Source organism: Pedobacter sp. V48 (assembly GCF_000523515.1).
Taxonomy (GTDB): domain Bacteria; phylum Bacteroidota; class Bacteroidia; order Sphingobacteriales; family Sphingobacteriaceae; genus Pedobacter.
This window is the reverse complement of the sequence record NZ_AWRU01000009.1, coordinates 50987-68032: the sequence shown is the minus strand read 5'-3', so window position 1 is coordinate 68032 and position 17046 is coordinate 50987. Positions and strand designations below refer to the sequence as shown.

Genomic DNA, 17046 nt, shown 5'->3' with positions numbered 1-17046 from the left:
ATCTCTTAACTCACTTTCTCTTCCAGCTTCTCGTCTTTTGCGAACTTTTCTGCCAGTCCCATTCCAGATTGTAACAACTCGTTCGTAATAGTCCTGGTATAATCAGTAATTTCAGCTTTAAAATCGGCCACCGACGCGCCGGAACGGATCTCTTCCAATCTCTTTTCCCACTGTCCGGTTAATTCTGCTTGTGCAATTTTCTGATCTTTTACTACATCATAAACGGCTAAGCCTTTACTTGTAGGAACAAGGTTTCTTTTTTCCCTGACAATATATTCACGGTTAATCAACGTTTCAATAATAGCAGCTCTGGTAGCAGGAGTTCCCAATCCACTGTCTTTCATTGCATACCTCAATTCTTCATCCTCTATATCTTTCCCTGAGGTTTCAAGGGCTTTTAATAAGGATGCTTCATTATACAGCGGCTTAGGCTTTGTTTGCTTCTCAAGTAAAGCCTTATTTACAATTGGAAGCTCTTCGCCTGCCTTTACCTTCGGTAATGATGGATTTTCTTCGTCCTTCTTTTCGTCATCCGATTCATTAAATACCGATCTCCAGCCAGCAGAACGAATTACTGTTCCATTTGCAATAAAAACTGACCCGGCTTCAATTGTTATCTTTGTGACTTCTTTTACGCATTCCTGGTGGAACGCTTCAAGCATACGGCCAACTACCATATCATAAATGGCCTGTTTATCGCCACTCAATTGATAAGGAGATTCGCCTGTAGGCAAAATAGCATGGTGATCGGTTACCTTTTTTGCATTTACACTTCTCTTATTTAAAGAAACCGTTTGTAGAAAATCGGCCTGTTTCCCAAAATCCTTATGCACCTTCAGCTTATCTATCAGGTTAGGAACACCAGCAAAAACATCATCACCGATATACCTGCTCCCTGTACGGGGATAAGTAACCAATTTACTTTCATATAAGCCCTGTAACAAGTTCAGCGTCTGATCTGCTGTAAATCCTTTGCGCTTGTTGGCTTCTTGCTGTAAGCTACTTAAATCATGTAATAAGGGAGGTGGCTCTTTTCTTGGTTTTGCTTCTACAGTCAAGATCTTACCTCCATATGGAAAACCAGATGCAACGTCCTCAATTTTTGCAAACAGTTCTTCTGCTTCCTCCTTCTTATCAAAGTTATTTACGGAGATTGCTTTAAACAACTGGCCGTCCTTGTCTAATTGTATGGCAAGCTGATAATATAGTTGAGGCACAAAATTCTTAATTTCCAGAAAGCGGGAGCAGATCATTGCCAAAGTAGGTGTTTGAACCCTTCCCAATGAAAGCACCGACCGCGCTCCTGCAGATATACTAAGTGCCTGGGTTGCATTCATTCCTACCAGCCAATCTGATTCAGATCTGCAATGTGCCGAATTAAAAAGTGTATCATAATCTGTTCCCGGCTTTAGATTTCTAAAGCCTTCCTTAATCGCTTCGTCAGTTTGCGATGAGATCCACAGCCTTTTGAAGGGTTTTTTACATTTCAAAAAATAATAGATATAGCGGAAAATAAGCTCACCTTCCCGCCCGGCATCCGTTGCCACAATGATCTCGGTAGCTTCATCAAACAATTTCTTAATGATGTCCAGCTGTTTCCTAACGCCCGGATCTTCCACCAACCCATCCTTGGTTTTAATTTTCCTAATACCAAGTTTAAATTTTTTAGGCAGCATTGGTAAATGTTGCCTCCTCCATCCAATAAAACCATACTCTTGAGGAGGAGCCAATTGAAGCAAATGCCCAAATGCCCAGGTAAAAGAATATCCCTTACCCTCTATATAGCCGTCTTTTTTTGTAGTAGCGCCGAAGACTTTAGCCAACTCACGAGCCACTGAAGGCTTTTCTGCAATAACAATCTTCATAATTATTCAAAAATATCTAAACCAACTTTAAATGTGTTGCAATGTGCATCCACTATATCTTTTATATCTGGAGAATACCCTCCGCCCATACTCACCTGAACTGGTAAATTATTGTCTTTACAAAACTGCAATACCATACTGTCTCTTTCCATGCAAGCCGCTTTTGATAAAGCGAGCTTACCTAACTTATCGCTTTTAAGTACGTCAACCCCTGATAAGTAAAATACAAAATCAGGTTTATGTTTTAGCAGCGCGGGCAAATGAGATTCTAATTTACTTAAATACAATTCATCTTCGATTCCATCCTCCAACGCTATATCTAAATCAGATTGCTCTTTTCTAAATGGGAAATTTTTGTCACCGTGCATAGAAAATGTAAACACACGTGGCTCACTATAAAAGATCTCCGCTGTACCATTTCCCTGATGAACATCTAAATCTACAATTAAGATCCGATTAGATAAACCATTATTTAGCAAATAGTTGGCCGCGATAGCCTGGTCGTTTAACAAGCAAAACCCCTCGCCCCAATTGCTCCCGGCATGATGAGTACCACCTGCAACATTAAAAGCGATACCAAACTGCTTTGCATACAGGGCACCATCAATCGTTCCCTGGGTAATTCTCACCTCGCGCTCTACCAATTGCGCTGTTAAAGGAAACCCAATCCTTCGCTGTTCCTTTGCAGGAAGCGTTAAATCCCTTAGCTCTTCCCAATACTCGTCCTTATGTGTCAGCAAAATCACCTCTTCACTTACTTTATCGGGAGCAAACAGATTCTTCCTGCTTATATATCCCTGATGCAATAACTGCTCGGGGATTAACTCATACTTAAGCATCGGGAAGCGATGCCCCTCTGGTAACGGATGTGCAAACAAAGGATGCCAGGCAATTTTAACCATCTTATCGCAATATTTGCTCTACATGCTTTTCAATGTTATTACAAATCTCGTCAACAGGCAAATCATTTGCATCAGATCCGAAAGGGTTTTCAATCTCTTCTGCAATAAGCTCCAAACTGGCCAGCACATAAAGTATAAACGGCACAATAGGAACCACAAAGTAACCTAAGCTAAACACCCAGCCAAATGGCAAAGTAATTACATATATGAAAATGAATTTCTTAATGAAAGCACTATAAGAATACGGAATAGGTGTATTCTTAATACGCTCACAGCCACCACAAATATCAGTAAACTGCTGAACATCTGCATTAAGTATAATTAACTGTTCCTGACTGATATTTCCTGCCGCCTGCAGCTCAAAAACTTTAGACGAAATACTGGCTGCTACCTGATTAGGAATGTGCTTCCCACCGTCAACCTCAATAAGAAAACTGTTTTTACCGAAATATTGTTTTTCCCTCAAATGCTCTTTTAAAGCGAATGCATACTTGGGAATTCCGTACTCAAAAAATTCTATATGTTCTTCATTTAGTTTTAACGACTTAATCTTTATTGCGAAATTACGACTCACATTGGTTAGCGATCCTAAAAGCCTCCGTCCTTCCCACCACCTGTCGTAAGAAGTATTGGTTCTAAATACCAACAACATGGAGATTACAAAACCAAGCAAGTTGTGCATCATTCCTATATTTTTAACGTAGGTAGTTTCTGCGAGTTTGAGGTAATTTAGCTCCAAAAATGCAATTATAGCCGAAAAAATAGCAACGCTAATCATTAATGGCCACAATTTTCTAATTGTATCAGCCTTATGAACCTGAAAGATAAAAGTGAACCAGTCTTTTGGATTATAGTTTATCATATTAAAATCTCTTAAATAGTATTAAATAACACCTTTAGTAATCTGTAATAAAAGTTCGCCTGTGCGAAATACATCTTCAAATGAATTATACAAGGGAACCGGGCTCAATCTGATTACATTAGGTTCCCTCCAATCGCCAAGAACATTATTTGCTATTAGTTTCTCGAAAATCTCTTTCCCTTTCTGTTTTGCAATAATAGATACCTGAGCCCCACGCTCATTTTCATTATCAGGAGTTATAATTTCAAACTGCTCACAACTCAACAGCTTATTTACCTGATTTACAATATGAAATAAATAAGAGGTTAAAGTTTTACTTTTAAGTCTTAATGGCTCAATAAATCCTGCTTTTTCGAAAATCTGCAATGAGGCGAAGTACAATGCCATAGGCATCACCTGAGTGCAACTCACCTGCCAGCCATCTGCACCCGGTTCAGGCAAAAAGCCCTTCTCCATTTTAAATCGATGCGCCTGCTGATATCCCCACCATCCTGCAAAGCGATTCAGTGTGGTATCTGTAAAATGCTTTTCATGAACAAAAATGCCACTTATTCCACCTGGTCCTGAGTTTTGATATTTATAGGAACACCAACAAGCAAAGTCAATATCCCAATCGTGTAATTTTAATGGAACATTGCCTGCAGCATGTGCCAGATCAAAGCCCACAACAGCCCCTTCAGCATGCCCTGCCATGGTTATGGCTTCCATATCGAACCATTGCCCGGTAAAGTAATTTACCCCGCTAAATAACACTAACGCTACTTCATCTCCATGTTTGGCAATCTGTGCTAAAATATCTTCTGTTCTTAATATATATTCACCTATTCTTGGGGCCACCTCAACAATCGCTTCTTTAGCATCATATCCATGAAAACGAACCTGGCTTTCAACTGCATATTGGTCTGATGGAAAGGCACCTGCTTCCATGATGATCTTGAACCTGCCTCTAACGGGCTTATAAAAACTGACCATCAACAAGTGCAAATTCACCGTTAAAGTATTCATCGGACAAACCTCATCAGTGCTTGCCCCAACCAACGGGCCCATCAGTTTTTTTAACTCTTTATGATAGAACATCCAAGGATTATCACCTTCAAACCACCCTTCTACAGCAAGATTGCGCCAGTTGTTTAACTGCTCATCAACTACCTTACGTACAGCTTTAGGTTGCAATCCTAAAGAATTACCACACAAGTAAATAAATGGATTTCCATTTTGCTGTGGAAATAAGAAATCATGCCTAAAACTACTAAGCGGATCTGCCTGATCTAGGCTTTGAGCAAAGGCTAAATTATTCTCAAAATTCATCGATTCAAATATCAATAAAAAAGGCAGATAATTAAATCACCTGCCCCATTTGTTATCAACAATAGTGGTTTTACTTACTGTAAAAACCAGTTTTATTTGTTTGGCTTGCTCACAAATTTATTCCCCCTGATGTAATATCTCCAGGGAAGCAGCGCATGATCTTCGGCATAATCAACACCGACTCTTGCTGATGAAACAATCTGATCGACAGGAAAAACAATCCCGTTATCTTCAATCCATATCTCATCTCCCAACAGATCTTCTGCATTTAATCTTTTATCAATTCCCATTGCTTTTGAAAGTGCTCCCGGACCTGCCGTAATATTAGGCTTTAATATTGCCATATTCCTCCTCTTAAGCATTATATCTATTCCCTGTACAGGTTCAATACCTCTAATTAAAACAGCATGCGGAGTTCCCTTTGGAGCAGTAACTACATTAAAAAGATGATGAATGCCATAACAGAGGTAAACATACGACAGGCCACCCTTTTCATACATAACCTGAGTACGGTTTGTAAAGCGCCCTCCATACGCATGAGATGCCTTATCTTCTGTTCCTTTATACGCTTCTGTTTCAACTATAACTCCACCGGTCAGTTCGCCATCAATCCTGGTAAACAACAACTTGCCAAGCAACTGCACAGCAAGATTATTTACATCGGTACTTTGATAAAAAGAATATGCTAATTTAGGCATCTAGTAAACCAACTATTTCCTTTAAGTATTTAGCATCAATATCATCAAAATGAGAAAGATATTCACTATCTACATCTAATACACCAACAATTTCGCTGTTATTAAAAACAGGCAAAACAATTTCTGACTTTGAAGCAGAAGCACAAGCAATATGACCAGCAAACGCATCAACATCGGGCACTATCAAAGTCTCTGCCTGTTCCCACGAAGCACCGCAAACACCTCTACCTTTTTTGATTCTGGTACAAGCAACTGGCCCCTGAAAAGGCCCAAGCACCAACTCATCGCCTTTTACCAGATAAAAACCAACCCAGAACCATTTAAATTGTTCTTTTAAAGCTGCCGCTATGTTAGCCAGGTTAGCAATCTGATCGTTCTCCCCACTTATCAAAGCCTTTATTTGCGGAATAATTGAGCGGTATTGCTCTTCCTTACTAATATCCGTTATTATACGTAAATCCTCTGCCATTTTAATCTATGTAAATGAATTGCAAAAATACAAAACCAGGGAGTCAATACTGCCATCTATGGGTAAAAGCATAATTAAATCCCTAAATTTGCAGTTTTAACTACTATATTAACCATAAAGATGAATAAGAAAACCTTAATTATCACTTCACTTCTTACACTCGGAATAATCCAATCGGGTTATAAGCCATGGGAAGAAGGAATGTTCCCATTAAGCGAAATCCACAAACTTGACTTGAAAAAGGCTGGTTTAAAAATCGACCAAAACAACATATATAATCCAAAAGGCACTAGCCTGGTTGATGCACTTGTCAATGTTGGTGGTTGCACCGGGTCTTTCGTTTCAAATGAAGGCTTAATCATTACCAATCACCACTGCGCCTTCAGCGCGGTACAACTTGCCAGCACTGTAGAAAATGATTACCTGACAAACGGATTTGTTGCCAAAACACGTGAACAGGAAATTGAAGCAAAAGGACTAACATGCCGCATAACTGATAGTTATGAAGATGTATCTGATCGTGTTTTAGGTGCTGTAGCACAAATAGAAGATCCTGCTTCGCGATTAAAAATAATCAATGATGTAATGAAAAACATCGTTATTGAAGCAGAAAGGAAAGACCCAAGCATTAAAGCAGAGGTATCAGAAATGTTTATTGGAAAAACCTATGTGTTATTCCGTTACAAAACCATTCAGGATGTTAGACTTGTTTACGTACCTAACAGACAAATAGGCGAATTTGGCGGCGAAACGGACAACTGGGTATGGCCTCGTCATACCGGAGATTTCTCGTTTATGCGTGCTTACGTAGCGCCCGACGGCTCTCCTTCTAAATTCTCTAAAGACAACGTACCATACACGCCTAAGAAATTCTTAAAAGTAAATGCTAAAGGCACTAACGAGGAGGATTTTGTTTTCATCTTAGGGTATCCAGGAAAAACATTCCGCCATCGTCCGGCTGCATTTATAGAGTACCAGGAAAAGTTCCTTCTACCTTATGTATCTAACTTATATGATTTCCAGAACTCAACAATGGAAACTATTGGTAAAAAGGACAAGGCTACCGAAATTAAACTGGCAACCCGCATAAAAAGAAACGCTAATGTTTTAAAGAACTACAGAGGCAAACTGCAGGGGCTAAAAGGGATAGATCTAATTTCAAAAAAGAAAAAGGAAGAAGAAGCCCTAATTCAGTTCATCAACAATAATGTTAATGCTAAAGCAAAATACGGAAACCTGATGACCGAAATAGATAACCTGTATAAACTTATCAATACTGATGCCCAGCGCGATCTTTGGTTTACACAGATTTACAGCTCAACAAACCTATTAACGGTTGCTAAAAATATAAATGCATTCAAAACCGCTCTTAAAGCGCAGCCCGCAGCTCAAAAGCAAGACTTTTTTGATCAGAACATCCAAAAACTTAAACAAACCTTATCAAGTACCTATGAATCATATGACATAGACGCAGATAGAAAGATATTTAAAAAAATGCTAGAAGACGCTTCTCAGTTCAGCCCCATCCAAAAAGTAACAGCTGTTAACAAAATCACCAGTAAGGGAGCCAATAGCAATGATGTTATCGATCAATATGTCGAAAGTGTTTTTGAAGTATCTAAACTAAAAGAAGCCAATTACGTTTTAAACGTACTATTACAATCGCCAAAATCTATTTCTACATATAATGATGGCCTACTTCTGTTTGAGGATGATATCGCAAAACAGATCAACGAGTTAAAACCAGAAAAAGACCGCAGAGACGGACTGTTAAACAAGCTCATGGGCGACTATGTAAACATTAAAGAGAAGTTCTTGAACAAAGACTTCATTCCTGATGCAAACAGCACTCTTAGGTTAACCTATGGCTACGTTAAAGGGTACTGGCCGGCAGATGCCTCATACATGAGACCATACACAACAATAAAAGGAATACTTGAAAAAGGCGCAACAGGGAATCCAGAATTTGCTTACCCAGAGCAAATCAAAGCGCTTTGGAATGCTAAAGATTTTGGTCTATACGCAAAGAAAGACCTTAACGACGTCCCCGTTTCTTTCCTTTACAACATGGACACCACCGGCGGAAATTCAGGCTCTCCTATTATGAATGCCTATGGCGAGCTGGTAGGCGTAAATTTTGACCGTGCATTTGGAGCAACAATAAACGACTATGCATGGAATGACAGCTACAGCAGGTCAATTGGCGTAGACATTCGTTATATACTATGGGTGGCTTCAAAAATTGACAAAGCTGATTTTCTTGTAAAAGAAATGGGCATTAGACTTTAACCTACAGAGCCGTAAAATAACCATCAAAAAAAGTCGTCCGACAAAATGAAAGGCGGCTTTTTTTCAATACAAAATCAATTTTTTTATCTAATAAATTACAGAAAGCATGAGAGTAATAGCAGAACTTCCACATCCAGAATGCAAGATCACCTTGTTTAATATGAACCAAAAATACATCATCAAATTTGAGCAGGGAACCCTCGAACAAAGCTATAAATTATCAGAACTGGACCTGAGTGGAGGAGGGGCAAACGAGGTCTTTCAAATTCTTGATGAGGCGTTTATTGCCACCGTAGTTGAACGATTTAAGAGCATGAGAAGTGATTTTTCGGCGGCATATAACAGACAACAGTATTAGCACACCAAAACGAACACAACTAACTGCAATACAGATAAATAAATCAGTAAACAGAATATTATTCTGCATTTTAACATTCTCAAAACACCTAAAACACTCATCTTTATAAACTAAAACTTAAACAAATCACATTCAAATATCCTGTTTTACAGATAATTAAATAAACACACAATATAATATTCTGTGGTCTATAATAGCCAAATATATGAGAAGTTCAGCAGAAAAAATGATTTTCGAACCTCGAGCTCTCCAAACAATTAATTGGTGGTATGGAGAATAATTTGAACCTTTGTGAAGATGAAAAATCAAATTAAAGTAATTTATATGAGAACTAAAATTAATACTTTGCTGGCATCCACTCTGATAATTGCAACGGTACTTCTATCTTGCAACAACATTAAAGAATCCATCGAACGTGATCTTTTCATTACCCCTGCCGATGGCATATCTTTTACAATACCAAAGATCACAGGTACCGAATCCGGAACAATCCTTGGAAACCTCAATGTCAAAAACTTAAATCTCGATTCTTTGATCAATAAAGAATCATCAAGGTTCGGATTAGGTAATGTAAAAAACATACGCATCAAAGAATTTAACTTAGAACTTTTGGACGCAGATAGTTTAAATAACATTCAAAACATAGAAAACATAATTGTCAAACTGCAGGCATCCGGGCAAGCAGACCAATCAATTGCTACAGTAAATCCTCCAAATACTCGAGCCACTAAACTTAGCATTCCAATAACATCCGGAAGTTCAGATGTCAGGACCTTCCTTACGTCCTCTTCATTCACCTATAATCTATCAGCCAAATTAAGAACGGCTACCACTAAGGAATTAAAGGCACGCATTAAAGTAACCTATGCCATTAGGGTTGGTTTATAAGAAATATAGTAATGGTTTAACTTCCCGTTAAGCAACCGGTTGTTTCAAATATTGATTCTTAACCAGAAATTTAGTATATTTGCACAAACGGGATATCATTATACTATTCTCTTAATATTTACTTGCCAATCAAACCTTTTGATTGGGTTTCAATTCCTCCTGGCTACTGGTCCGTTGTCGCCCGAGAATTAATTATATTAAGCCATATTAACAGTAAACAATAAGTTTACATGTTGGCAAACAGGTAAAACCAGAGAAGAGTTATTTTTTAACTAATACATTGAATTTATGGCTAAATCTCAGGCTACCTTCATGAAGAAGCAACTAGAAAAAAACAGACAAAAGAAAAAAGAAGATAAAGAGCAGCGCAAACTTGAACGTCAACAGAATTCCTCTGGTGGTGATCTGGAAAGCATGATGGCCTATGTTAACGAGTGGGGAGAAATTGTATCCACTCCGCCAGAGAAAAAATAATTTAGCCTTTAAAAGCTAAAATCTCCAAAAGGATTCTTATTGTTTCAATAAGGGTCTTTTTTTTGCACTACTATTTCATTGTCATCTCGCCTTGCATGGCTTTGGGAATGGTCTGGTTCGGGTTAACAGCAACAGGTGTTACCTGAGTCAACCAAGGAATGTGAAAGGGCATCTGATATGCGCCTATCAAGAGAAAGAGCCAAGCAAGCTGAACCGAATAATTAATTCTGGTCCCTTTCAACAATCTTCCCATTAACAGGAATAATGAACCCAAATGAAATGACCTTTAATAAAAGGAACAACTTTTGCAAGTTAGCGTATGTAAGGTTAATTTATTCAATCACGCTCATATGTTTAAAGATCAAATTTCAAATATCCAGAACAAACTAACGGTTCACCAGTTATTTAATATTGCAGCTCAGGATTTTCCAGAAATTACCGCCATAGTTTTTGGCGAAAAGTCTATTACCTACCGTGAATTAAATAATAGAGCTGAAAATTTGGCAACTATTATTTTAAACCAAGCATTTGATCAGCAAATTATTGGAATAAGCGCAACCCGCTCAATAGAAATGATTGTTGGATTACTGGCAATTCTAAAAGCAGGGAAAACCTATTTACCATTAGACTCCAGCTATCCTGAAAACAGGCTATTACAGATTATAGAAGACTCCGGAGTAAGCACATGCATCGCGTTGCTAAAGGAATCCAACATCTTTACTGGCCTGGGGCTTGATGTTATAATTTCAGATAAATCATACGCTGATACGACTAAAAATGACAATTTCCTGCAATCTGAAAATGGATGCATTCTTTATACGTCAGGCTCCACAGGGAAACCAAAAGGAGTATGTATCAGCCACAAAAGTCTGATTCATTTCTTACAATGGCAAAAAGATCACGCCCTTAACGGTAAAGGTATTAATGCATTACAGTTTTGCCATCTCAGTTTTGATGCATCATTTCAAGAGATTTTCGTCCCACTAACTACGGGTGCTACACTGTACCTTATTAATGAAGATTATAGACTTGACGGCGCAAAACTTTTAGATTTTATTATTTCAAATAACATAAACAAAGCCTTTTTGCCTTATGTTACCCTTCAATATTTAACAGAAGCTGCTACAAAGGAACAGAGATTTCCAGCTAACTTAAAAGAGTTAATAACAGGGGGGGAACTACTTAAAATCACACCTAATATAAGAGAATTCTTCTCTTCTATTTCCAATTCTAGCCTGGTAAATGTCTATGGACCAACCGAAACAACCATATGGGTAACGGAATTAAAACTTACTGGCGACCCTGATAAGTGGGCATCAATACCCACAATTGGGGAAACAATAGCACAATCATCCATTTATTTTATTGATGAAAAATCGACTTTTCTTGAAAATGGACAAACTGGCGAAATATGTATTTCAGGCGCTTGCTTATCAAATGGATATTTTCATCAACCGGAACTTACAAATGAAAAATTCATTGAACTTACCCACCCAACCCTTGGACAGATTAAGGTGTACAGAACCGGAGACCTGGGTAAGCTTTTAGACAATGGCGAAATAGAATTTGAAGGCAGGAAAGATGGCCAGGTTAAAATAAGAGGCAACAGAGTTGAACTCGGTGAAATCGAAGTTGCCCTGATGAAAGAAGAAAGCGTTAATCAGGCAATAGTGATATTAAGAGAGGATTATCCAGGCAGAAAAGCAATCATAGCCTATCTAACAGGAAATGATGCAACAGGAGACAGCAACAAGCTTAGATACCACATAAGTAAGCTCCTTCCTGATTATATGATCCCATCAGGCTTTATTTGGCTTAATGAGCTTCCCAAAACAACAAGCGGAAAAGTAGACAGGAAAGCACTACCCAAACCAGATCTTAAAAGACCTGAACTAAATGTGTTGTATAAAAGTCCAAAGACAAAGATCGAAAAGGACGTTACAGGCTTATTCCTCGATATATTCCAATATGACAAAATAGGAATTGAAGACAATTTTTTTGAGCTTGGAGGCAATTCTCTTCTTGCTCAAAAAACAATAGCAGAGCTGAAATATCAATTCAGTTATCATTTACCTATCACCAAATTATATCAATATCCTACTGTTGCAGGCATAGCCGAGTTTCTTGAAAAGAAGAGTCCTGAGCAGGTATCATCAGCTAAACTAGGTGCGTATAGTAACGATTCACAGGATATAGCTGTAATAGGAATGGCAGGCAGATTCCCCGGAGCAGAAACTATTGAAGATTTATGGGGTCTGCTTATCGAAGGTAAGGAAACAACCAAATTTTTTAGTGACGAGGAACTAGACATCAGCATTCCTGATCGTATAAAAAATGACAAAGCGTATGTTAAAGCACGAGGAGTAATTAAAGACGCCGAAAAATTTGATCCTGCTTTTTTTGGAATCAACACAAAGCTCGCAGATTTAATGGATCCTCAGCAAAGAATATTTTTAGAGATAGCCTGGGAGGTGTTGGAAAAAACGGGGCATTTATTCCCTGTTTACCCCAAAAAAGTCGCCGTTTATGCAGGTAGCGGCAGCAACACCTATTATGTAAACAATTTATTACAATACCCCGATTTAATAGAAAACCAGGGAAGTCTGCAGGTACTTACCGTTAATGAAAAGGATTACATTGCGTCAAGAACAGCTTATCATTTAAATCTAAAAGGACAAGCGGTAAGTGTGAACTCGGCCTGCTCAACTTCATTACTCGCTATTGTTGAAGCGGTAAACAGCTTGCGTTCTGGACAATGTGATGCAGCTATTGCGGGGGCCTCCAGTATCACGTCGCCTATTAACAGCGGACACATTTACCAGGAAGGCAGTATGTTGAGCGCCGATGGTCATTGCCGTCCGTTTGACAATGATGCTACCGGAACTGTGTTTAGTGATGGCGCTGGTGTTGTTTTACTTAAAAGATTATCAGATGCTAAACGTGATGGTGATGTTGTTTACGGGGTAATTAAAGGTGTCGGTTTAAACAACGATGGAGCAGAAAAAGGAAGCTTTACCGCTCCGAATACTGAAGGCCAGGCAAATGCAATTAAACAAGCGATAACAGACGCAGGTATTGATGCCTCAGCAATCAGCTATATCGAAACACATGGCACAGGGACCCCAATTGGCGATCCAATTGAATTTGATGGACTTGTTGAGGCCTTTGGCCATCAGAATAAGACTCAATTTTGTGCCATAGGATCAGTTAAAAGCAATTTCGGACATCTTACCCAGGCTGCAGGAGTTACAGGACTGATTAAGGCTTGTCTATCTCTACATCACAAGAAAATACCAGCTTCTTTGGGGTACAAACAGGGAAATAAGAACATCGACTTTCTAAACAGCCCTTTTTATGTTAACAATAGCCTGAGTGATTGGACATGTGAAACTAAGAGAATTGCTGGCGTAAGTTCCTTTGGTGTTGGAGGTACAAATGTACATGTGATTGTTGAAGAATATGAAAATCTAGAACCAAAGTCATCAACCGGCAGACCATACGACTTAATCACCTGGTCGGCCAAATCAGAGAACAGCAGAGAACAATATGGGTCCTCAATAGCTGATTATGTAAAAAAGAATAAGGATATTAATATTTCAGATATTGCTTATACGCTTCAAAAAACAAGGAACGACTTCTCTTATAGAAGGTTTGCTGTTGTAAACAACACTGAATCTATTATAAGCCAACACCATTTGGAACTACCTAAAACAGGGAGCATAAATAATCTTCGCGAAATGCCTGAAGAGGTGGTGTTTACATTCCCAGGTCAGGGAGCGCAATACTTAAACATGGCAGCTGATCTATATAAGGATGAGCCCATATTTAGAGAAGCTGTAGATCATTGCTCGGAAATACTTAAGCAATATATAGATCTGGACATCAAAGAAATCATATTTACCAACTCTGTTGATGAAAAAGCAGAACAACTATTAAAAGAAACCAGGTACACCCAACCAGCATTATTTGTCATTGAATATGCTCTTGCCAGGCTATGGATGAATTGGGGTATTACTCCTACTCTACTTTGCGGTCATAGCATCGGAGAATATGTTGCGGCACACCTTTCAGGAATTTTTTCATTAGAGGATGGGTTAAAATTAATAGCAACCAGGGGAGCAATGGTTAATGCACTTGCTGCCGGATCTATGTTATCTGTAAGAAGCGAATCAGATCTAGTAAGCAGTTTGTTAAGCAAAGGGCTATGTGTTGCAGCAGTAAACAGCCCTAAACTTTGTGTAATTGCAGGTCCAGAAGACCAGATCCTGCAATTCAGCAAACTACTTGACACTAAAGAGATCCCAAATAAACTCCTGTTTACAAGCCATGCTTTCCATTCATCTATGATGGATCCAATAGTTGATGACTTTCAAAAAGTAGTTTCTGAAATATCACTTTCTGTTCCTCAGACACCAATTATCTCAACAGTTACCGGTGTTGTTTTAACCAATGAAGAGGCAACAGATCCTCAATACTGGGCTAGTCACTTAAGAAATACCGTTCAATTTTCTAAGGCGATAGAAACCGCGCTTACTTACAATTCTCCAATTTTCCTGGAAGTTGGACCAGGCTCGGTAACAACCACGCTGGTAAGACAGATTGCCGCGCTAAAATCGACTCCTGTAAGGGGAATGCAGAGCTTATCAAATAATGAGAACGATTATTGCATTATACTAAACACATTAGGTCAGCTTTGGAATTATGGCCTGCAACCAAATTGGGATAATTTTTATCACAATCAAAAAAGATCCTTCTTAGATCTCCCGACCTATCAGTTTGATAGAAAGAGACACTGGGTGGATGCAGTTGCGATAAACAAAGTGATACCAGAGGACGATAGCAATAAACCAAACACTAACAACACTCTTGCGATGAAAAAGAATAACCTAGCAATTAAGATCAGACAAGTACTAGAGGATGCATCTGGAATTGAAATGCAAAATGTTGAATCAAATCAAAATTTCCTTGAAATAGGATTAGATTCTTTATTACTTACTCAGATAGCAATCTCTTTGAAAAGAGAATTTAATTTACCTATTACATTTAGGAAATTAAATGAAGAATATTCTACTATTGAATTATTAACAGATTACATAGAGAACAATACTGTTCAGCAAAGCCCTGAGTCAACACAAAACAGTAATCCTGTAGTTCATGTAAATAATCATCAGGTTATTGCGCCGGTTTCATTTGGAAATGCTATCGACTACAATAATTCAGCGCTGGGGCTGATAGCGCAGCAGTTAGAAATCTTGTCTAAACAAGTTTTGTTAATGAATGGGAATAATCCTGTGGCTGCCCCTATTGCGATACAACCATCAAAGCCAGTACAACAAGAGGAATCTGAACTAACCGTTCAAGAAAAATCTGAAATTCAAAAACCGTTTGGAGCCACCCCCAAAATAGATCGTCAATCAACAGAGCTGAACAAAGATCAGTTAAGCTTTCTCGAAAAATTGATTGAGCGTTATAATCACAAAACATTTAAGAGTAAAAAATATGCAGAGGAAAGCCGGAATTATATGGCTGACCCGAGGGTTGTTTCAGGTTTTAAACCTTTAACAAAAGAACTGACCTACCCTATTGTAATAAATAAATCGAGTGGCAGTAGAATGTGGGATCTTGATGGGAATGAATATATCGATGTGTTAAACGGATTTGGTTCTAACTTGCTTGGTTACCAACCAGAGGTCATCAAAAAAGCAATGCATGACCAGATTGAAAACGGATATGAAGTAGGCCCACAACACGAACTTGCCGCTGAAGTAAGTAAATTAGTATGTGAATTTACCGGATTCGACAGGTCAGCCCTTTGCAGCACTGGGTCAGAAGCCGTACTTGGCTGCATTAGAATTGCAAGAACAGTTACCGGAAGATCATTAATTGTTGCCTTCACAGGATCATATCATGGCATTATTGACGAAGTACTGGTTAGAGGAACAAAAAAATTAAAATCATTTCCTGCAGCTGCCGGTATAATGCCTGATGCAGTTAAAAATATTCTTGTACTAGATTATGGAACTGAAGAAGCTTTGGCTATAATCAAAGAGAAAGCCGACGAAATTGCTGCAGTTCTTATTGAGCCTATACAAAGCAGACGTCCTGAGTTTGTACCAATAGATTTTGTTAAAGAAGTACGAAAAATCACCTCTGCCAGCGGATCAGCTTTAATATTTGATGAGGTAATCACGGGTTTCAGGATGCATCCTGGTGGTGCACAGGCTTTGTTTAATGTGCGTGCAGACCTTGCTTCTTATGGTAAGGTGGTTGGCGCTGGTATCCCAATTGGTGTTATTGCCGGTAAAAAGGAATATATGGATGCCCTTGACGGGGGAACCTGGAGTTATGGAGATAGCTCATACCCTGAGGTTGGCGTAACTTACTTTGCCGGAACCTTTGTTCGTCATCCTTTAGCTTTGGCTTCGGCAAAAGCGTCATTACTATACATGAAAGAAAAAGGACCAAAATTACAATTGGAGCTAAATGAAAAAGGAGACTATATTGCCAAAACCATTAACAAGGAAATAGAAAAAAGACATCTTCCTTTCTTTGTTGCTAATTATGGGTCTTTATGGAAAGTTAAATTCAATGAGGAGATCCCATACAGCGAATTGATGTTTACCTTAATGAGGCAAAAGGGCATCCATATTCTTGATGGGTTCCCCTGCTTTGTAACTGAAGCAACATCAAATAGTGATATTGAACAGGTGATCAATTGTTTTGTAGAGAGTATGGATGAAATGATAGCTGCAGGCTTCTTTCCATCCTCAGGAGGATCTGATGTAAAATTTAATCCCCAAGCTATTGTTATCAGTGCCGATACACCGCCTATTGATGGTGCCAGACTTGGTAAAGATAAAACAGGTAATCCTGCATGGTTCATCAAAGACCCTAAGAATGGGAAATATCTTCAACTAGGATTTAATTAAATAC

General features: G+C 38.6%; 11 protein-coding genes. 5 read left to right on the top strand and 6 right to left on the bottom strand.

Annotated elements, in window-relative coordinates; translation table 11 throughout:
• Window positions 1-5 precede the first annotated feature (5 nt).
• The 6 genes from topB to N824_RS10505 form a co-directional block, all read right to left on the bottom strand.
• Window positions 6-1865: a DNA topoisomerase III gene (topB, locus tag N824_RS10530; protein ID WP_048905118.1), complete on the bottom strand. Its 1860-nt coding sequence runs from the start codon at window positions 1863-1865 to the stop codon at window positions 6-8.
• Window positions 1866-1867: 2 nt separating this feature from the next.
• Complete coding sequence (locus N824_RS10525) at window positions 1868-2767, bottom strand: histone deacetylase (protein ID WP_048905117.1); 900 nt, start codon at window positions 2765-2767, stop codon at window positions 1868-1870.
• Window position 2768: 1 nt separating this feature from the next.
• Window positions 2769-3629 carry a bestrophin family protein gene (locus tag N824_RS10520; protein WP_048905116.1) on the bottom strand — a complete coding sequence of 287 codons (861 nt, stop codon included), beginning with the start codon at window positions 3627-3629 and terminating at the stop codon, window positions 2769-2771.
• Between the two features lie 21 nt (window positions 3630-3650).
• Window positions 3651-4937 carry a kynureninase gene (gene kynU / locus N824_RS10515; RefSeq protein ID WP_048905115.1) on the bottom strand — a complete coding sequence of 429 codons (1287 nt, stop codon included), beginning with the start codon at window positions 4935-4937 and terminating at the stop codon, window positions 3651-3653.
• Between the two features lie 92 nt (window positions 4938-5029).
• Complete coding sequence (locus N824_RS10510) at window positions 5030-5635, bottom strand: DNA-3-methyladenine glycosylase (protein WP_048905114.1); 606 nt, start codon at window positions 5633-5635, stop codon at window positions 5030-5032.
• On the bottom strand, window positions 5628-6104 hold the full coding sequence (locus tag N824_RS10505; protein WP_048905113.1) for a GAF domain-containing protein: 477 nt from the start codon (window positions 6102-6104) through the stop codon (window positions 5628-5630). Before N824_RS10505 ends, N824_RS10510 begins: the two co-directional genes overlap by 8 nt.
• A gap of 120 nt (window positions 6105-6224) precedes the next feature.
• Here N824_RS10505 and N824_RS10500 point away from each other — a divergent pair, with 120 nt between their 5' ends.
• The 5 genes from N824_RS10500 to N824_RS10475 all read left to right on the top strand — a co-directional run bounded on the left by N824_RS10500 (window position 6225) and on the right by N824_RS10475 (window position 17042).
• On the top strand, window positions 6225-8393 hold the full coding sequence (locus tag N824_RS10500) for a S46 family peptidase (RefSeq protein WP_052334113.1): 2169 nt from the start codon (window positions 6225-6227) through the stop codon (window positions 8391-8393).
• Between the two features lie 106 nt (window positions 8394-8499).
• Window positions 8500-8751 (top strand): hypothetical protein, encoded by a 252-nt coding sequence (locus N824_RS10495; protein WP_048905112.1) that lies wholly within the window; start codon window positions 8500-8502, stop codon window positions 8749-8751.
• Window positions 8752-9075: 324 nt separating this feature from the next.
• Entirely contained in the window at window positions 9076-9639 is a 564-nt protein-coding gene (locus N824_RS10490) for a hypothetical protein (RefSeq protein ID WP_152542166.1), read from the top strand.
• A gap of 312 nt (window positions 9640-9951) precedes the next feature.
• Entirely contained in the window at window positions 9952-10113 is a 162-nt protein-coding gene (locus tag N824_RS10485; protein ID WP_232325457.1) for a hypothetical protein, read from the top strand.
• Window positions 10114-10463: 350 nt separating this feature from the next.
• Window positions 10464-17042 (top strand): type I polyketide synthase, encoded by a 6579-nt coding sequence (locus tag N824_RS10475; RefSeq protein ID WP_048905108.1) that lies wholly within the window; start codon window positions 10464-10466, stop codon window positions 17040-17042.
• Window positions 17043-17046 lie beyond the last annotated feature (4 nt).